Source organism: Pseudomonas sp. BIGb0278, assembly GCF_024809895.1.
Lineage (GTDB): Bacteria > Pseudomonadota > Gammaproteobacteria > Pseudomonadales > Pseudomonadaceae > Aquipseudomonas > Aquipseudomonas shirazensis.
On sequence record NZ_JANUEL010000003.1, the window covers coordinates 486387 to 503286 of the forward strand.

The following is a 16900-nucleotide window of genomic DNA, read 5'->3' on the forward strand; positions in this document are numbered from 1 at the left end:
TCCGAGCAAGCCTGCAGATGATCGCGGCTGTATGACCGCCAAAATGCCGGCATGTTCCTCATCGCGGAACTAATTCCGTTTGGTTTTTCTGGAGATTCCCCATGGCGCTGCAACGCTCCGACGTGGAAAAGATCGCCCATCTGGCCCGACTGGGGCTGAATGAAGGCGAACTGCCGCGCATCACCGATGCCTTGAACAGCATCCTCGGGTTGGTCGACCAGATGCAAGCTGTCGACACCAGCGGTATCGAACCGCTCGCCCACCCCCTGGAGGCCAGCCAACGTCTGCGCCCCGACCAGGTTACCGAAAGCAACCAGCGCGACGCGTATCAAGCCATCGCCCCGTCGACCGAGAACGGTCTGTACCTGGTTCCAAAAGTCATCGAGTAAGGGAAAGCACCTGCCATGCATCAATTGACCCTGGCCGAGATCGCCCGCGGACTCGCCGACAAGTCGTTTTCATCCGAAGAGCTGACCCAGAGCCTGCTGGGCCGGATCAAGCAACTCGATCCGCAACTGAACAGCTTCATCAGCGTCACCGAAGAACGCGCGCTGGATCAGGCGCGCGCTGCCGACGCCCGTCGCGCCGCTGGCGAAACCGGCCCTCTGCTGGGCGCGCCGATCGCCCACAAGGACCTGTTCTGCACCCAGGGCGTACGCACCAGCTGCGGCTCGAAGATGCTCGACAACTTCACCGCGCCGTATGACGCCACCGTGGTCAGCAAGCTGGCCGAGGCCGGCATGGTCACTCTGGGCAAGACCAACATGGACGAATTCGCCATGGGTTCAGCCAACGAATCCAGCCACTACGGCCCGGTGAAGAACCCGTGGAACCTCGAACACGTGCCGGGCGGTTCGTCCGGTGGTTCGGCGGCAGCCGTGGCGGCACGCCTGCTGCCGGTGGCAACCGGCACCGACACCGGCGGCTCGATCCGCCAGCCGGCGGCGCTGACCAACCTGACTGGCCTGAAACCGACCTACGGTCGTGTTTCGCGCTGGGGCATGATCGCCTATGCATCGAGCCTCGATCAGGGCGGCCCGATGGCCCGTACTGCCGAAGACTGCGCCCTGCTCCTGCAAGGCATGGCGGGCTTCGACGCCAAGGACTCGACCTGCATCGACGAGCCAGTGCCTGATTACAGCGCCAACCTCAACGCGCCGCTGCAAGGCCTGCGCATCGGCCTGCCGAAGGAGTACTTCGGTGCCGGCCTCGACTCGCGCATCGCCGACCTGGTGCATGCCAGCGTCAAGGAACTGGAGCAGCTCGGCGCGGTGGTCAAGCAGATCAGCCTGCCGAACATGCAACACGCCATCCCGGCGTACTACGTGATCGCCCCCGCTGAAGCCTCGTCCAACCTGTCGCGTTTTGATGGCGTGCGCTTTGGCTATCGCTGCGAAGATCCGAAGGATCTCACCGACCTCTACAAGCGCTCGCGCGGTGAAGGTTTCGGCGTTGAAGTACAGCGCCGGATCATGGTTGGCGCCTACGCGCTGTCGGCCGGTTACTACGACGCCTACTACCTGCAGGCGCAGAAGATTCGCCGCCTGATCAAGAACGACTTCATGGCAGCGTTCGAAGACGTCGACCTGATTCTCGGCCCAACCACGCCCAACCCGGCCTGGAAACTTGGCGCCAAGAGCAACGACCCGGTCTCCGCCTACCTCGAAGACGTCTACACGATCACCGCCAACCTGGCCGGCCTGCCCGGCTTGTCGATGCCAGCCGGTTTCGTCGACGGCCTGCCCGTCGGCGTGCAACTGCTGGCGCCGTACTTCCAGGAAGGCCGCCTGCTCAACGTCGCGCACCGCTACCAGCAAGTCACCGACTGGCACACCCGCGCCCCTACCGGCTTCTGAGGAATTCACACATGCAATGGGAAGTTGTGATCGGGCTGGAGATTCATACCCAGCTCGCCACCCAGTCGAAGATTTTCTCCGGCAGCGCTACCACCTTCGGCTCCGAGCCGAACACCCAGGCCAGCCTGATCGACCTGGGCATGCCTGGCGTACTGCCGGTGCTCAACCAGGAAGCCGTGCGCATGGCGTGCATGTTCGGCCTGGCCATCGAAGCCGAGATCGGCCCGCGCAACGTGTTCGCGCGCAAGAACTACTTCTACCCTGACCTGCCCAAGGGCTATCAGATCAGCCAGATGGACCTGCCGATCGTCGGCAAGGGGCACCTCGACATCGCCCTTGAAGACGGCACCATCAAGCGCGTCGGCATCACCCGTGCGCACCTTGAAGAAGACGCCGGCAAAAGCCTGCACGAAGACTTCAATGGCGCCAGCGGCATCGACCTCAACCGAGCCGGCACGCCGCTGCTGGAGATCGTCTCCGAGCCGGACATGCGCAGTGCCAAGGAAGCCGTGGCCTACGTCAAGGCGATCCACGCGCTGGTGCGTTACCTGGGCATCTGCGACGGCAACATGGCCGAAGGTTCGCTGCGTTGCGACTGCAACGTGTCGATCCGGCCGAAGGGACAGGTCGAGTTCGGCACTCGCTGCGAGATCAAGAACGTCAACTCGTTCCGCTTCATCGAGCGCGCCATCAACAGCGAAATCCAGCGCCAGATCGAGCTGATCGAAGACGGCGGCCGGGTCATCCAGGAAACCCGCCTGTACGACCCGAACAAGGATGAGACCCGCTCCATGCGCAGCAAGGAGGAAGCCAACGACTACCGTTACTTCCCCGACCCTGACCTGCTGCCGGTGGTGATCGAGAGCAGCCTGCTCGAGAGCATCCGCGCCAGCCTGCCAGAGCTGCCACCGCAAAAGGTCGAACGCTTCCAGAGCCAGTACGGCCTGTCGGCCTACGACGCCAACGTGCTGGCCGCCAGCCGCGAACAGGCCGACTACTTCGAGGCCGTGGTGCGCATTGGTGGCGACGCCAAGCTCGCCGCCAACTGGGTCATGGTCGAGCTGGGCAGCCTGCTCAACAAGCTCGGTGTCGAGATCGACCAGGCGCCGGTCAGCGCCGAGCAACTGGGCGGCATGCTCCTGCGTATTCGCGACAACACCATCAGCGGCAAGATTGCCAAGACCGTGTTCGAAGCGATGGCCGCAGGCGAAGGCGACGCCGACAGCATCATCGACAGCAAGGGCCTCAAGCAGGTCACCGACAGTGGTGCAATCGAGACCATGCTCGACGAAATGCTGGCAGCCAATGCCGAGCAGGTCGAACAGTACCGCGCTGCCGATGAAGCCAAGCGCGGCAAGATGTTCGGCTTCTTCGTCGGCCAGGCGATGAAAGCCTCCAAAGGCAAGGCCAACCCGGGGCAGGTGAACCAACTGCTCAAGGCCAAGCTCGAAGGCTAAGCCCTGCGCGGTGCGCGGCCAGCCATGGCCGTGCACCGCGCAACTCATTCTTTGCGGAGCGTACGCGAGCATGCGGCATACCCTTGGCGCACTTGCGCTTATCTCCCTGCTGGCCGGCTGCGCCAGTCACGATATCGACCCTAGCGGTTACGACAAGACCGGCACCGCCTCCTATTACGGTTCGCGCCACCATGGCAAACGGACCGCCAGTGGCGAGCCCTTCAACCAGCACGGCCTTACCGCCGCCCACCGCAGCCTCGCTTTTGGCAGCCGGGTGCTGGTCACCAACCTGGCCAACCAGCGCAGCGTCGTGGTGCGCATCAATGACCGCGGACCACACAGCCGTGGCCGTTTGATCGATCTGTCCCGCGCGGCCGCAGAAAAAATCGGCATGATCCGTAGCGGAACCGCGCGAGTGCGGGTACAAGGTCTGAGCGACTGAGCCAACGGGAGCCTGACCATTTTCGACCTCGCCACCCTACCCACCTTCAGCCTACTGCAATTGGCTGTGGGCCTTGTTCTGCTGGTGCTCGGCGCCGAACTGCTGGTGCGCGCCGCCCTGCGCCTGGCCACGCGCCTGCATGTGCGGCCGCTGATAATCGGTTTGAGCCTGGTTGCCTTCGGCAGTACCGCGCCGCAATTGACTGTCAGCCTGCAAGCGGCCTATCAAGGTGCGCCTGACGTCGCTGTCGGCAGCGTGATCGGCAGCAACATCTTCAATGTGCTGGTGATTCTCGGCTTTACCGCGCTGATCATCCCGCTGCGCGTGTCGCGCCAACTGGTGCGTCTGGACATCCCGTTGATGGTGGCCGCCAGCGCCTTGGTCTACCTGCTCGCGGCCAACGGCCAGCTGGGCCGCTTCGAAGGCGCGCTGTTACTGCTCGGGCTGCTCGGTTATCTGTTGATCCTCTGGCACCAATCGCGCCACTACGCGCGTACTTATCCGGCACCGAATGCCCTCGAGGTCAGCCGCCTGCGCTTCTGGAGCGGTGCTGTGGGGCAGACCGCGTTGGGCCTGGTATTGCTCAGCATTGGCGGCCATCTGCTGCTGGAAGCCGCAGTGGAAGTGGCCACTGACCTTGGCCTGTCGGAACGGATCATTGGGCTGACCGTAGTCGCCGTCTGCACCTCGTTGCCGGAGCTTGCCGCTGCGCTGGTTGCGGCGCTGCGCGGTGAGCGCGAAGTGGCGGTAGGTACGGTGATCGGCAGCAACCTGTTCAATTTGCTGGCGGTGCTGGGTGCGACCGCGCTGGTCACCCCTGCCCCGCTGTCGATCTCACCGAATGCGTTGGCCTTTGATTTGCCGGTAATGCTCGGCGTCGCCTGCCTGAGCCTGCCGGTGTTCTACTCCGGCTACCGCGTCACCCGCGCCGAGGGACTGGTATTTCTCTGCCTGTACCTGGCCTACGGCCTGCATGTGGTGACCTTCACCACCGGCATGCCGTTGGCGGGCAAGCTGGAGAAACTGATGCTGTTCTACGTGCTGCCGCTGCTCGCCCTGACGCTGCTCTACACCACCGTGCGCGCCTGGCGGCGCCAGCACTGAGGCCTGCGCAGGTTTAGCCGCGCAGGCCTTGCAGCAAACACCTCAGCGCTTGGCCTGGCGCTGCTTCTTGAGCTTGAACGCAATGCCCAGTGCGGCAATCCACAGCGGGATCAGCATCACCGAGATGCGGATCGGCGGAGTCAGGTACATCACCACCAGGATCAGCACGATGAACGCCAGGCACAGGTAGTTGGTGATCGGATGACCCCAGCTGCGGTAGAACGGCGTTTCGCCGGCAGCGATCTTGGCCTTGCGGAATTTCAGGTGGGTGATGCTGATGCTTGCCCAGTTGATCACCAGCGCTGATACCGCCAGCGCCATCAACAGGCCGAAGGCTTCGCCCGGCATCAGGTAGTTGATCACCACGCACAGGCCGGTGGCCGTAGCCGACACACCCAGCGCGGTCAGCGGCACGCCGCGACGGCTGACCTTTAGCAATTGACGCGGTGCATCGCCCTGGCTGGCCAGGCCGAACAGCATGCGGCTGTTGGCGTAAACGCAGCTGTTGTAGACCGACAGCGCGGCGGTCAGTACCACTACGTTGAGGATGGTCGCGACCAGGTTGCTGTCCAGCTCATGGAAGATCATCACGAACGGGCTGCCGCCCTGCACCACCTTCTGCCACGGGTACAGCGACAGCAAGATCGCCAGCGCACCGATGTAGAAGATCAGGATGCGGTACACCACCTGGTTGGTCGCCTTGGGAATGCTCACCCGCGGGTTTTCCGCCTCGGCGGCGGTGATACCGACCAGCTCCAGGCCGCCGAACGAGAACATGATCACCGCCAGAGCCATGATCAAACCGCCGACGCCATTGGGGAAGAAGCCACCGTATTGCCACAGGTTGGCGACGCTGGCATCCGGGCCACCCTGGCCGCTGGTGAGCAACCAGGCGCCAAAGCCGATCATGCTGACAATCGCCACTATTTTGACCAGAGCGAACCAGAACTCCATCTCGCCGTAGACTTTGACCTGAGTCAGGTTGATCAGGTTGATCACCACAAAGAAGATCGCTGCCGTGGCCCAGGTCGGGAAGTCCGGCCACCAGTACTGCACATAGATGCCGACTGCGGTCAGCTCGGCCATGCCTACCAGCACATAGACCACCCAGTAGTTCCAACCCGAGACAAAGCCGGCGAACTCGCTCCAGTATTTGTGGGCGAAGTGGCTGAAGCTGCCGGCAACCGGCTCTTCCACCACCATTTCGCCAAGCTGACGCATGATCAGGAAGGCCATCAGGCCGGCAATGGCATAACCGAGCAACACCGATGGGCCGGCCATCTGGATGGTCTGGGCAATGCCCAGGAACAGCCCGGTGCCGATGGCCCCGCCCAGCGCGATCAGCTGGATATGGCGATTTTTCAGGCCGCGCTGTAACCGCTCGGGCGAGTTCTGGTCTTGCATGGAGTGTCCTTAGGTCAGGTGGCAGCGTTGTTGCTGTTGTTGTTCTGTTCAGGCAGCAAGGATCTAGATCCAGCCGCCCCACTGCAAGATGAAGATGCCGATATTGGTGGTAATCGCCGCCATCAGGGTCGTGATGACGATGATCGCCGCCGCTAACTGATGATTGGCATTGGCCGCGCGGGCCATGACATAGCTGGCGGCAGCGGTAGGGCTGCCGATGTACAGGAACAGGATGCCCAGCTCGGCACCGCGGAAACCACATAGCCAGGCGCCGAGGGTGCCGACCAGCGGCAACCAGACCATCTTCACCAGGCTGACATCCACCGCCAGCTTGCCGCTGTCGCGCAGCGCCGCCAGCGACAAGGTGCCGCCAATGCAGATCAGCGCCAGTGGCAGGGTCATCTGCGCCAGATAGTCGCCCGAGGTCAGCAGCCAGTTCGGCAGCGGCACCTGGGCGTAGGCCATGGGTGTGGCGAGCAGCACGCTGATGATCAGCGGGTTGCTGAAAACACTTTTGCAGATGCTCCACGGATCGGACTTGAGGTCCGGGCTGTACACCGCCAGCACCACCGCCGACAGCGAGTTGTACAGGAGGATCACCAGGCCGGCGAGCACCGCGCCCAGCGAAATGCCGTAATCACCGTAAAGGCTGGCCGCCAGGGCCAGGCCAATAACGCCGTTGTTGCCGCGAAAAGCCCCCTGGGTGTAGATGCCGCGCTCGGCCAGCGGCGCGCGCCAGATCGCCAGGCCCCAGGACAAGGCGAAGCCGATCAGGGTAATTGCGGTGAAGTAGACCAGCACACCGGGTTTGATCGCTGCATCCAGATCGGCATGGTAGATGCCAAGGAACAGCAGCGCCGGCATGCACACGTTGAACACCAGCGTCGAGGCAACCTTGGTGAAGTTGTCGTCGATCAGGTGCAAACGTTTGAGCAATACGCCCATGAACAGCATGGCGAACACCGGTGCAGTGATGTTCAGCGTCTGGATAAGAAGGGCGAGCATGCGCGAGCGGTCCTGGTTTTGGGGTTGCCGTTAGGGGGCTAATGATACGCCAGGCGCTGGGTTTTGCGGACAATAGCCACTGCTAAAAGGATATTTCCTACATAACTGCCGCTTTTTGCTGTCAGCCTCGCCCCCTGCACAGCGGCCGATTCAAGAAATCCGAGTGCCCAGCACTTTCAGAAACGCTGCCAGCCAGGCGGGATGCGCCGGCCATGCCGGTGCGGTAATCAAGTTGCCCTCGACGTGGGCCTGATCCACCGCGATATCGATGAAAGTACCTCCGGCCAGACGCACTTCCGGCGCGCAGGCAGGGTACGCGCTGCACTCGCGGCCACGCAGCACGCCTGCCGCTGCCAGCAGCTGGGCGCCATGGCACACCGCGGCAATCGGCTTGCGCGCCTCGTCGAAAGCCCGCACCAGCGCCAGCACCTGCTCGTTCAGGCGCAGGTACTCAGGTGCGCGGCCGCCCGGGATCAGCAAGGCGTCGTAGCTTTCGGCGCGGGCCTGGACGAAGTCGAAGTTGAGGGCAAAGTTGTGCCCGGGTTTTTCGCTGTAGGTCTGCTCGCCTTCGAAGTCGTGGATAGCGGTACGCACCGTCTGCCCCGCGATTTTCTCCGGGCACACCGCATGCACGGTGTGGCCGACCATGCTCAGCGCCTGGAACGGCACCATCGCTTCGTAGTCTTCGACATAGTCGCCCACCAGCATTAGAATCTTCTTGCCTGTCATCGCCACCGCTCCTTGCCTAGCCTGGAATCAATCAGAGCACGATAGACCGCTTCGGCGCTTACCGATATGCGCCGTTCATCTCAATTGCGCCGATCCAGCAGGTTGGCCACCAGCCGGTCCATCCAGCCCCAGATCCGTTGCTTGACTCGCCGCCACAACGGCCGCGCGTTCCAGTGGGCCAGATCGACCTCTTCGCTGAGGGCAAAGTCGCGCTCGAAACTGGCGCTGACTGCTGCGGTCAGGCTGGGGTCGAGCGCTTCGATGTTGGCCTCCAGGTTGAAGCGCAGGTTCCAGTGGTCGAAGTTGCACGAACCGACGCTGACCCAGTCATCGACCACGACCATCTTCAGGTGCAGGAAGCACGGCTGGTATTCAAAGATGCGCACGCCAGCGCGCAGCAAGCGTGGGTAATAGCGGTGCCCGGCGTAGCGCACCGAGGGGTGGTCGGTGCGCGGCCCGGTCAGCAGCAGGCGCACGTCGATGCCGCGCGAAGCAGCCCGACGCAGAGAACGGCGCACACTCCAGGTCGGCAAAAAATACGGCGTCGCCAGCCAGATGCGCTGCTGCCCGCTGTTCAGGGCACGCACCAGCGAATGCAGGATGTCGCGGTGTTGCCGGGCATCGGCGTAAGCCACCCGGCCCATGCCCTGCCCTTGCACCGGCACTTTGGGCAGGCGTGGCAGACCGAACCCAGCTGGCGGTCGCCAGGCGGTGCGACGGTCATTGGCATGCCATTGGCGATCGAACAACAGCTGCCAGTCGCTGACCACCGGTCCCTGGATCTGCACCATCACTTCATGCCATTCGCTGCGCTCGGCCTGCGGCTGCCAGAACTCATCGGTGACGCCCGTGCCGCCGACTACCGCCCAGCGGCTGTCGACCAGGAGAATCTTGCGGTGATCGCGGTACAGATTGCGCACGCCGCGGCGCCAGTGCAGGCGGTTGTACCAGCTCAACTGCACACCGGCGCCAAGCAAGCGCTGGCGCAGCGCCGTGGTGAAGGCCAGCGAGCCGTAGTCATCAAACAGGCAGCGCACCTGCACACCGCGCCGGGCGGCCTGCTCCAGCACAGTGACCACTGCCTCGGCGCACGTGCCGGCCTCGACCAGATACAGCTCCAGATCGACCTGGCGCTCGGCCTCGGCAATCAGGTGCAACATCCGCGGGAAGAAATCGGGGCCGTCGATCAGCAGCTCGAAATGATTACCGTCGCGCCAAGGAAAGACCGGCCCTGGCATATCAGCGGGCGTTGAAGATCAGCACCGCATTGACCGGTACCGAGGGGTTGATGGACTTCAGCTTGGCGAACTTGCGCAGGCTCTCGAGCCCAGGCAGCAAGCCATAGTCAGCGGCGCGCAGGATCAACGGTTCAAGGGTAACCACCTGAAAGCGCCGCTCGTCCAGGCGCGTGGCCATCAGCAATGCGTTGTAGCTGTGCGAGTGGCCGTGCAGGGTGACGGTCAGCGGCAGGCGCAATTCGATCTGCGCGCCGTTGGCGAGGTTGTCGATCGGGCGCAGGTCGATCTGCGCCTTGACCTTGGCTTCGGGGAACTGGTCGACCTCGAACAGGCCATCGCGCATGCGCTCGTCACGCAGCGGGATACCACTGCTGACCGAATCCATCTCGATCCGCAGGCCGGCTGCGCCCTTGCGATCGACGCTGCCGTGCAGCACCAGAAAGCGATGCACTTCGGTGATCTCGCCGTTTTTGCCGGTGACGAACGACAAGCGCGAAGACTCACCGTCCAGGTGCCAATTGGCATGAGCGGGCAGGCACAACGCCAGGAACAGGGCGGGAAGCAGACGGGCAAGCATGGGCATGGGAAATTCCGTGAAACAAAGCCGTGAACATTACCCGCCCGCCTTCGGTGCAGCAAGCAGCAGTCTCGCGGCCCCTCAGGTACGGCCAGCGGTGGCTGTCACGCAAGCATCACCAAAGATTCACCGAGGTGACACCCCCCCTACCTAGGCTGACCCTGCACAACAAAGCCGACCGGCAGCCCCGCACATGGTTGGCCAATGGAGACTCGCAATGACCCAGATCGCTCGCTCAGGCGACACCAGCACTGAACGCCGTCTGCAAGCCGAGCGCCTGCTAGGCGCTGCGGCCCTGCAAGAAGCTCAGGCCCTGCGTTTCAAGGTGTTCAGCGGTGAACTCATGGCCAAGCTCAAGGGCGCCGAACAGGGCCTGGACATGGACGATTTCGATATCCACTGCCGCCATATCGGCGTGCGTGACCTGAGCACTGGCCGCCTGGTTGCCACCACCCGCTTGCTCGACCACCAAGCCGCGAGCAGCCTCGGGCGTTTCTACAGCGAAGAAGAGTTCAGCCTGCACGGCCTGCTGCAATTGCAGGGGCCGATCCTTGAACTGGGCCGCACCTGCGTCGACCCGGCCTATCGCAACGGCGGCACCATCGCCGTGCTCTGGGGCGAGCTGGCCGAGGTGCTCAACGAAGGCAGCTACAGCTACCTGATGGGCTGCGCGAGCATCCCCATGCAGGATGGCGGCGTGCAGGCCCACGCGATCATGCAGCGCCTGCGTGAACGCTACCTGTGCACCGAAAACCTGCGCGCCGAGCCGAAAAAACCGCTGCCGACTCTGGCCCTGCCGAACAACGTGATTGCCGAAATGCCCCCGCTGCTCAAGGCCTACATGCGCCTGGGCGCGAAGATCTGCGGCGAACCGTGCTGGGACGAGGACTTCCAGGTCGCCGACGTGTTCATCCTGCTCAAACGCGACGACCTCTGCCCGCGCTACGCCCGCCACTTCAAGGCAGCGGTGTGATGCTGAGGCTGCGGGTCGCCGCCCGCCTGGCACGTTTGCTGTGGGTGCTGCTGATCGGCGTGACCATGGCCAGCGTTACCGCGCTTGGCCAGCGTCTGCGTGTGCCGGTGTCGCTGGCTCTGCGCCAGCGCTGGAGCCGCTGGTACATGCAGCGCCTGGTCGGCGCGCTGCCATTTCAGGTCGAGGTGCTCGGCGAGCTGCCGCAGCGGCCGATGCTGTGGGTCGGCAATCATGTGTCATGGACCGACATTCCGCTGCTCGGCATGCTCACCCCGCTATCGTTTCTGTCCAAGGCCGAAGTCCGTCACTGGCCGCTGGCCGGCTGGCTTGCCGAGCAGGCCGGGACGCTGTTCATCCGCCGCGGTGGCGGTGACGCCCAAGGCCTGCGCGAGCAGATCAGCCAGCAATTGGGCGACGCCCTGCCGCTGTTGATCTTCCCGGAAGGCACCACTACCGATGGCCGCAGCCTGCGCACCTTCCACGGCCGCCTGCTGGCCGGCGCCATCGATGGCGCTACCCCACTGCAACCGGTGGCGATTCAGTACTGGCGCAGTGGTGAGGTTGATCCAATTGCACCTTTCGTTGGCGATGACGACCTGGTTTCACACCTGCTGCGCTTGTTTGCCCAACCGCGTGGGCAGGTACGCATTCAGTTGCTGGCGCCGATCAGCAGCGTCGGCAAGGAGCGCGCGCAGCTGGCGTTTCAGGCACAACAAGCCATTCATGGCGCCCTGTTCGGCCACGAGCAAGCCGAGTTGGCCCCACGCCGGCAAGCGCGAGCGGCTTGATCAGCGGGGCCAGCGGGCGCTGGCGAACGCCTGCAGCTGTGGATAAAACGCTCTGAAGTCTTCCAGCAACGGCTGGTACAGCGCCTCCAGTTCGGGCATTACTCCCGCCAAGCCTTCGGGGCGCGACAGGCGCCGGCCTATGCCTCGGAATACGTACTCCAGCGTAGCGAAATCGCCGTACGCGGACAGCCAGTCGTCCGCGGCCATCATCGGAGCGATATGCGCGAGCCGGCCTGGCAGCTCGGGCTCGGCGAGCAGGACCTGGTAAAAGCGCTGGGTAAACTCGGTCAGCGGCTGGGCGGCGTAGTCGTGCCAGTGGTGCGCCAGGCAATGGTCGAAAAATACGTCGAGCACGATTCCGGCGTAGCGCCGCCGCTCCTGCGGGAAACGGGCCAGTGCGGCTAGCACTATGGGGTGGCTGTCGGTGTAGCTGTCGATCCAGCGGTGGAGCTGGATGGCAGCTTCCAGGGTGGGCGGGAAACGGCCGTGCAGGGTGCCTTTGACGAAATCGCCGTATAGGCTGCCGAGTAGTTGTTGCGGCTGTTGGCCGCCTAGGTGGAGGTGGGCTAGGTAGTTCATGGGGGCAGTATAGGGTTTCTGCGGGTGGGTCGGCTTGGGATGATGGATAGCTGGCTGCGGGCTTATCTGGTTTTTGTGGTGTTTTACTGACCACCAATATCGTTATAACCCGATATAGCGATTCGACCCGAGCTAAGACCAACATCATATTTGTATATCGCGAAATACCGATTTATATTTCGTCCTATCGCGATATAGCGCCCTACCCCAAGAGCCTCCCCCATGCCCCTGGACCTCGACGAAACCATCAAAGCCCTGTCCCACCCAGTCCGCCGCGAAATCCTCGGCTGGCTCAAGGACCCGGCCACCCAGTTCCCCGATCAACAGCACAGCATCGAGCACGGTGTCTGCGCCGGCCAGATCGACCAACGCTGCGACCTCTCGCAATCCACCGTGTCGGCCCACCTGGCCACCCTGCAACGCGCAGGCCTGATCAGCAGCCAGAAAATCGGCCAGTGGCACTTTTTCAAACGCAACGAGGACGCGATCCAGGCGTTTCTAAAGCAACTGAGCGAAACGCTCTGACGAGGATTCAGCGATGCCCCTTCCACTCTTGATGCTGGCGCTGAGCGCCTTCGCCATCGGCACCACCGAATTCGTCATCATGGGCCTGCTGCCCGAAGTGGCGAGCGACCTCGGCGTGTCCATCCCTGGTGCTGGCTGGCTGGTTACCGGCTATGCCCTGGGCGTCGCCATCGGCGCACCGTTCATGGCCCTGGCCACCGCGCGCCTGCCACGCAAGGCCGCGCTGGTCACGCTGATGGGCGTGTTCATCGTCGGCAACCTGTTGTGCGCCGTCGCCGCTGACTACAACCTGTTGATGTTCGCCCGTGTAGTCACCGCGCTGTGCCATGGGGCCTTCTTCGGCATCGGTTCCGTGGTCGCCGCCAGCCTGGTACCGGCCAATCGTCGTGCCTCCGCCGTAGCCTTGATGTTCACCGGCCTGACCCTGGCCAACGTGCTCGGCGTGCCGCTGGGGACTGCGCTGGGCCAGGTCACCGGCTGGCGTTCGACCTTCTGGGCAGTGACCGTGATCGGTGTGATCGCGCTGATCGGCCTGATCCGCTACCTGCCGCTGCAAGGTGACGAAGAGGCGGTCGACATGCGCGCTGAACTGGCCGCGCTGAAAGGGGCCGGTATCTGGTTGTCGCTGAGCATGACCGTGCTGTTCTCGGCCTCGATGTTCGCCCTGTTCACTTACGTCGCGCCGCTGTTGGGTGATGTCACCGGGGTTTCGCCCAGCGGCGTGACCTGGACCTTGCTGCTGATCGGCCTTGGCCTCACCCTGGGCAACATCATCGGCGGCAAGCTCGCCGACCGCCGTCTGGGCGCAACTCTGATTGGCGTGTTTGTGGCCATGGCGGTGATCTCGACGTTGTTCAGCTGGACCAGCAGCGCCGTGATCCCCGCTGAAATCACCCTGTTCCTGTGGGCCACAGCTGCCTTTGCCGCCGTGCCGGCACTACAGGTCAACGTGGTCACCTACGGCAAGGCTGCACCGAACCTGGTGTCGACCTTGAACATCGGCGCCTTCAACCTGGGCAACGCCCTCGGCGCCTGGGTCGGCGGTAGCGTGATCGCCCATGGTCTGGGCCTGACCCGCGTACCACTGGCCGCCGCAGCCCTGGCGCTGTTGGCCCTGATCGTCACCCTCATCACTTTCAACCAGCGCGGCAACGATGCCGAGCTGGCCACCGCTGGCAACTGAACCTTTGCGAGGCTGAACCGATGACTACGCTATTCGATCCACTGCTGCTGGGTGACCTGCAGTTGCCCAACCGCATCATCATGGCGCCGCTGACCCGCTGCCGCGCCGACGAAGGCCGCGTGCCCAATGCGCTGATGACCGAGTACTACGTGCAGCGCGCCAGCGCCGGGCTGATTCTCAGTGAGGCGACTTCGGTGACGCCAATGGGCGTTGGCTACCCGGACACCCCCGGCATCTGGTCCAACGACCAGGTGCGCGGCTGGCACAGCCTGACCAAGGCAGTGCATGCTGCCGGCGGGCGGATCTTCCTGCAGCTGTGGCACGTCGGGCGCATCTCCCACCCCAGCTACCTCAACGGTGAACTGCCGGTTGCGCCCAGCGCGATCCAGCCCAAGGGCCATGTCAGCCTGGTGCGTCCGCTGGCCGACTACCCAACCCCGCGGGCACTGGAAAGCGAAGAGATCGCCGACATTGTCGAGGCCTATCGGATCGGTGCCGAGAACGCCAAGGCGGCGGGCTTTGATGGCGTCGAGATTCATGGCGCCAACGGCTACCTGCTGGATCAGTTTCTGCAAAGCAGCACCAACCAGCGCAACGACAACTACGGCGGTTCACTGGAGAATCGTGCCCGGCTGCTGCTGGAGGTGACCGATGCGGTGATCGAAGTGTGGGGCGCCCAGCGCGTCGGCATGCACCTGGCGCCACGCGCCGATGCCCATGACATGGGCGATGCTGACCGCGCCGAGACCTTCACCTACGTCGCCCGCGAACTGGGCAAACGCGGTATCGCGTTTATCTGCTCGCGGGAAAAACTCGCCGACGACAGCCTCGGCGCGCAGATCAAGCAAGCATTCGGCGGGCCGTACATCGTCAACGAACGCTTCGACAAGGCCAGCGCCAACGCTGCCCTTGGCAGCGGCCTGGCCGATGCCGTGGCGTTTGGCGTGCCGTTCATTGCCAACCCGGACCTGCCAGCACGTTTGGCCGCCGATGCGCCGTTGAACGAGGCGCGGCCGGAGGGGTTCTATGGCGGTGGCGCGGTGGGCTACATCGACTATCCACGGCTGTAAACAGATGAATGGGGCCGCCTTGCGCGGCCCCCATAGCATTACGGCTATGGCCGGGCGTTGATCTGCTGTTGCAGGTTCTGCACCTGGTTCTGCAGGGTGTTCAGGCTGCGCGTGGTCTGCCCCCTGAAAGCGTCGAATTCCTGCACCGAGGCGCCGCTGCTGGCCGCTGCTGCGGGGCGATTGTCGATCTGGCTCTTCAGCACCAGCACGTCCTGCTCCAGACTGCTGATCGCCGCGCTCGGGTTGCCCTGCTTCTTCAGCGCGGCAATCTCGCTGTTCAGGCTCTTGAGCTCGTTGTCGAGCTTGCCGCCATCCAGCTGGCCCGCCTTCAGCGCCGCCAACTCGGCATTCACCGCCTTCAACTGCGCCTGCAATTGGGTCTGCAATTCAGTTACAGCTTTTTGCTGCTCGCGGGTATCGGCCAGCACCTGTTCCAGACGCTTGCCGAGGTCGCCGGCCTGACCGGCCACGCCCTGCTGCTGCTTGCCCTGCTCGGCCAGGCTGGCCTGCAACTGGCGAATCTGCAGTTTCAAGGCTTCGCTGCCGGTGTTGACGCTGGCATCGCTGGCTTCGACCTTGCCGCTGATCGCTTGCAGCCGGCCGGCGGCTTCCTCGCTGATGCGGGCAAAGCTCTCCTGGGTCGCAACCAGTTGCTGCTCCATCAGCGAAATCTGCTGGAAGCTCCACCAGCCGAGCCCGGCCAGGGCGATGAACGAGGCCACCAGCAAAGCCCAGAGCGGCGCGGTGTTGGTCGGCCGTGCGGCTTTCTGGCGGCTGCGCGCCACGTGCTCGGGGAGCAGTTCATCGTCATCTCGGGTGCCGGCACGCAATGTTGGCACGTCGTCGAAGTCGTCGCGAAGATCGTTACGCATGGGGGCTTTCAACCACAGTCATAGCAAAGAGACACAGTATAAACCGCCAGCGCGTTACGTTGATGACCATCATCAAGGCGCGCGCTTCAGCGGTTGTGCGGGACGTTCTTCCACCAGCCGCAGAACTCGTCGAGCGCGCTCCACAGGCTGACCTGAGGTCGGTAATCCAGATGCTGCCGGGCCCGACTGATGTCGAGGGTGAAGTCCTTGCTCATGACCTGCATACCCAGGCGTGACAAGGTTGGCTGCGGGCGGCCAGGCCAGAGCATGCACGCCGCTTCGTTGAGTGCTGCCAGGCTGTAACCCAGGCCGTAGGAGCGGTAGCGGGTGACCTGCGGCAACTGCATCTGACGCATGACGTAATTGACCACATCCCACAGCGGCAGCGGCTGGCCGTTACTGATGTTATAGGCCTGGCCGAGCGCCTCATCATCTGCAAAGAGTGCGCTGAGCAACGCTTCGTTGAGGTTGTGCACACTGGTGAAGTCGGCCATGTTCAGGCCGTTGCCGATGATCGCCAGGCGGCGCTTGCGCTGCATCTGCAGCAAGCGCGGGAAGATGTTCGCATCGCCGGCCCCGGTGACCAGCCGTGGGCGCAGGGCGAGCACTTCGAGGCCGAACTCCTGCGCGCCGAAGACCTTCTGCTCGGCGAGAAATTTGGTCGTGGCGTAATGGTCATGCATGCGCCGGGGCAGCTGCTGTTCCTGCACATTCAGGCGGGAGCGGCCATTGAAGTAGATCGACGGCGACGACAGGTGTACCAGCCGGCGCACATGTTCCTTGAGGCAGCCTTCAACGACGTTTTCGGTGACCACCACATTGCCCTGATGGAAATCCTGGTAGCGCCCCCAGGCGCCGGTCATGCCCGCGCAATGCACCACGGCATCGACGCCCTGGCACAGACGCCGGGCCAGCTCGGCATCACCGAGGTCACCCGGGATGAACTGCGCGCCGCGCTTGACCAAATGCTCCACGCCTTCGGCACGCCGCCCGTTGACCCGGACCTCAAGACCCTGCTCCAGGGCAAAACGCGCAAAGCGCCCGCCGATAAAGCCGCTCGCGCCGGTGACCAGAATTCGCATGTAACACTCCGCCTTG

The 16900-nt window shown here is 63.7% G+C and carries 18 protein-coding genes; 10 read left to right on the forward strand and 8 right to left on the reverse strand.

The annotated features are described in order from the left end of the window. Nucleotides 1–101 precede the first annotated feature (101 nt). The 5 genes from gatC (at nucleotide 102) to M2396_RS14995 (ending at nucleotide 4859) form a co-directional block, all read left to right on the forward strand. The gene (gene gatC, locus M2396_RS14975) at nucleotides 102–389 is read left to right on the forward strand and encodes an Asp-tRNA(Asn)/Glu-tRNA(Gln) amidotransferase subunit GatC (protein WP_101316820.1); all 288 of its coding nucleotides are present in this window, start codon (nucleotides 102–104) and stop codon (nucleotides 387–389) included. Between the two features lie 15 nt (nucleotides 390–404). After that, nucleotides 405–1856 carry an Asp-tRNA(Asn)/Glu-tRNA(Gln) amidotransferase subunit GatA gene (gatA, locus tag M2396_RS14980; RefSeq protein WP_150570818.1) on the forward strand — a complete coding sequence of 484 codons (1452 nt, stop codon included), beginning with the start codon at nucleotides 405–407 and terminating at the stop codon, nucleotides 1854–1856. A gap of 11 nt (nucleotides 1857–1867) precedes the next feature. Then, nucleotides 1868–3313 (forward strand): Asp-tRNA(Asn)/Glu-tRNA(Gln) amidotransferase subunit GatB, encoded by a 1446-nt coding sequence (gatB, locus tag M2396_RS14985; RefSeq protein WP_103436164.1) that lies wholly within the window; start codon nucleotides 1868–1870, stop codon nucleotides 3311–3313. A gap of 70 nt (nucleotides 3314–3383) precedes the next feature. Further along, entirely contained in the window at nucleotides 3384–3755 is a 372-nt protein-coding gene (locus M2396_RS14990) for a septal ring lytic transglycosylase RlpA family protein (RefSeq protein ID WP_259075759.1), read from the forward strand. A gap of 60 nt (nucleotides 3756–3815) precedes the next feature. Next, a complete protein-coding gene (locus M2396_RS14995) occupies nucleotides 3816–4859 on the forward strand; it encodes a calcium/sodium antiporter (protein ID WP_101316812.1) in 1044 nt (347 codons plus the stop codon). Between the two features lie 42 nt (nucleotides 4860–4901). Here the strand turns inward: M2396_RS14995 and M2396_RS15000 are convergent, their stop codons facing one another. The 5 genes from M2396_RS15000 to M2396_RS15020 form a co-directional block, all read right to left on the reverse strand. Next, nucleotides 4902–6263 carry an amino acid permease gene (locus M2396_RS15000; protein WP_259075761.1) on the reverse strand — a complete coding sequence of 454 codons (1362 nt, stop codon included), beginning with the start codon at nucleotides 6261–6263 and terminating at the stop codon, nucleotides 4902–4904. Between the two features lie 63 nt (nucleotides 6264–6326). Beyond that, a complete protein-coding gene (locus tag M2396_RS15005; RefSeq protein ID WP_259075763.1) occupies nucleotides 6327–7268 on the reverse strand; it encodes an AEC family transporter in 942 nt (313 codons plus the stop codon). A 150-nt stretch (nucleotides 7269–7418) separates the two neighbouring features. Continuing rightward, nucleotides 7419–7997, reverse strand: a complete 579-nt coding sequence (locus M2396_RS15010; RefSeq protein ID WP_150572068.1) for a DJ-1/PfpI family protein — start codon at nucleotides 7995–7997, stop codon at nucleotides 7419–7421. A gap of 80 nt (nucleotides 7998–8077) precedes the next feature. Further along, nucleotides 8078–9235, reverse strand: coding sequence for a phosphatidylserine/phosphatidylglycerophosphate/cardiolipin synthase family protein (locus M2396_RS15015; RefSeq protein WP_150570814.1), 1158 nt, complete (start codon nucleotides 9233–9235; stop codon nucleotides 8078–8080). Between the two features lies 1 nt (nucleotide 9236). Beyond that, entirely contained in the window at nucleotides 9237–9818 is a 582-nt protein-coding gene (locus tag M2396_RS15020; protein WP_101316802.1) for a YceI family protein, read from the reverse strand. A 211-nt stretch (nucleotides 9819–10029) separates the two neighbouring features. On the opposite strand from M2396_RS15020, the gene olsB reads away from it, so the two are divergent. Together olsB and M2396_RS15030 are read left to right on the forward strand one after the other, a co-directional pair. After that, the gene (olsB, locus tag M2396_RS15025; RefSeq protein WP_101316799.1) at nucleotides 10030–10785 is read left to right on the forward strand and encodes an L-ornithine N(alpha)-acyltransferase; all 756 of its coding nucleotides are present in this window, start codon (nucleotides 10030–10032) and stop codon (nucleotides 10783–10785) included. Next, nucleotides 10785–11573, forward strand: coding sequence for a 1-acyl-sn-glycerol-3-phosphate acyltransferase (locus M2396_RS15030; RefSeq protein WP_259075846.1), 789 nt, complete (start codon nucleotides 10785–10787; stop codon nucleotides 11571–11573). Before olsB ends, M2396_RS15030 begins: the two co-directional genes overlap by 1 nt. Here M2396_RS15030 and M2396_RS15035 read toward each other — a convergent pair whose 3' ends face one another. Continuing rightward, a complete protein-coding gene (locus M2396_RS15035) occupies nucleotides 11574–12152 on the reverse strand; it encodes an ACP phosphodiesterase (RefSeq protein WP_150570812.1) in 579 nt (192 codons plus the stop codon). A gap of 222 nt (nucleotides 12153–12374) precedes the next feature. Here M2396_RS15035 and M2396_RS15040 point away from each other — a divergent pair, with 222 nt between their 5' ends. Genes M2396_RS15040 through M2396_RS15050 form a run of 3 tightly spaced genes read left to right on the forward strand, consistent with a single transcriptional unit; the run spans nucleotide 12375 to nucleotide 14930 of the window. Next, a complete protein-coding gene (locus M2396_RS15040) occupies nucleotides 12375–12677 on the forward strand; it encodes a helix-turn-helix transcriptional regulator (RefSeq protein WP_259075766.1) in 303 nt (100 codons plus the stop codon). Nucleotides 12678–12690: 13 nt separating this feature from the next. After that, a complete protein-coding gene (locus M2396_RS15045; RefSeq protein ID WP_259075768.1) occupies nucleotides 12691–13860 on the forward strand; it encodes an MFS transporter in 1170 nt (389 codons plus the stop codon). Nucleotides 13861–13880: 20 nt separating this feature from the next. After that, nucleotides 13881–14930 carry an alkene reductase gene (locus M2396_RS15050; protein ID WP_259075770.1) on the forward strand — a complete coding sequence of 350 codons (1050 nt, stop codon included), beginning with the start codon at nucleotides 13881–13883 and terminating at the stop codon, nucleotides 14928–14930. 44 nt (nucleotides 14931–14974) lie between these two features. On the opposite strand, the gene M2396_RS15055 is transcribed toward M2396_RS15050, so the two are convergent. Both M2396_RS15055 and M2396_RS15060 read right to left on the reverse strand, forming a co-directional pair. After that, nucleotides 14975–15802 (reverse strand): ATPase, encoded by an 828-nt coding sequence (locus M2396_RS15055; RefSeq protein WP_181089309.1) that lies wholly within the window; start codon nucleotides 15800–15802, stop codon nucleotides 14975–14977. Nucleotides 15803–15888: 86 nt separating this feature from the next. Beyond that, complete coding sequence (locus tag M2396_RS15060; RefSeq protein ID WP_101316785.1) at nucleotides 15889–16884, reverse strand: NAD(P)-dependent oxidoreductase; 996 nt, start codon at nucleotides 16882–16884, stop codon at nucleotides 15889–15891. Between the last annotated feature and the right edge of the window lie 16 nt (nucleotides 16885–16900).

Bases quoted from the DNA above. Each gene is read 5' to 3' on its own strand.
- gatC (WP_101316820.1), top strand. From the start codon at position 102: ATGGCGCTGCAACGCTCCGACGTGGAAAAGATCGCCCATCTGGCCCGA.
- gatA (WP_150570818.1), top strand. From the start codon at position 405: ATGCATCAATTGACCCTGGCCGAGATCGCCCGCGGACTCGCCGACAAG.
- gatB (WP_103436164.1), top strand. From the start codon at position 1,868: ATGCAATGGGAAGTTGTGATCGGGCTGGAGATTCATACCCAGCTCGCC.
- M2396_RS14990 (WP_259075759.1), top strand. From the start codon at position 3,384: ATGCGGCATACCCTTGGCGCACTTGCGCTTATCTCCCTGCTGGCCGGC.
- M2396_RS15000 (WP_259075761.1), bottom strand. From the start codon at position 6,263: ATGCAAGACCAGAACTCGCCCGAGCGGTTACAGCGCGGCCTGAAAAAT.
- M2396_RS15005 (WP_259075763.1), bottom strand. From the start codon at position 7,268: ATGCTCGCCCTTCTTATCCAGACGCTGAACATCACTGCACCGGTGTTC.
- M2396_RS15010 (WP_150572068.1), bottom strand. From the start codon at position 7,997: ATGACAGGCAAGAAGATTCTAATGCTGGTGGGCGACTATGTCGAAGAC.
- M2396_RS15015 (WP_150570814.1), bottom strand. From the start codon at position 9,235: ATGCCAGGGCCGGTCTTTCCTTGGCGCGACGGTAATCATTTCGAGCTG.
- M2396_RS15020 (WP_101316802.1), bottom strand. From the start codon at position 9,818: ATGCCCATGCTTGCCCGTCTGCTTCCCGCCCTGTTCCTGGCGTTGTGC.
- olsB (WP_101316799.1), top strand. From the start codon at position 10,030: ATGACCCAGATCGCTCGCTCAGGCGACACCAGCACTGAACGCCGTCTG.
- M2396_RS15030 (WP_259075846.1), top strand. From the start codon at position 10,785: ATGCTGAGGCTGCGGGTCGCCGCCCGCCTGGCACGTTTGCTGTGGGTG.
- M2396_RS15035 (WP_150570812.1), bottom strand. From the start codon at position 12,152: ATGAACTACCTAGCCCACCTCCACCTAGGCGGCCAACAGCCGCAACAA.
- M2396_RS15040 (WP_259075766.1), top strand. From the start codon at position 12,375: ATGCCCCTGGACCTCGACGAAACCATCAAAGCCCTGTCCCACCCAGTC.
- M2396_RS15045 (WP_259075768.1), top strand. From the start codon at position 12,691: ATGCCCCTTCCACTCTTGATGCTGGCGCTGAGCGCCTTCGCCATCGGC.
- M2396_RS15050 (WP_259075770.1), top strand. From the start codon at position 13,881: ATGACTACGCTATTCGATCCACTGCTGCTGGGTGACCTGCAGTTGCCC.
- M2396_RS15055 (WP_181089309.1), bottom strand. From the start codon at position 15,802: ATGCGTAACGATCTTCGCGACGACTTCGACGACGTGCCAACATTGCGT.
- M2396_RS15060 (WP_101316785.1), bottom strand. From the start codon at position 16,884: ATGCGAATTCTGGTCACCGGCGCGAGCGGCTTTATCGGCGGGCGCTTT.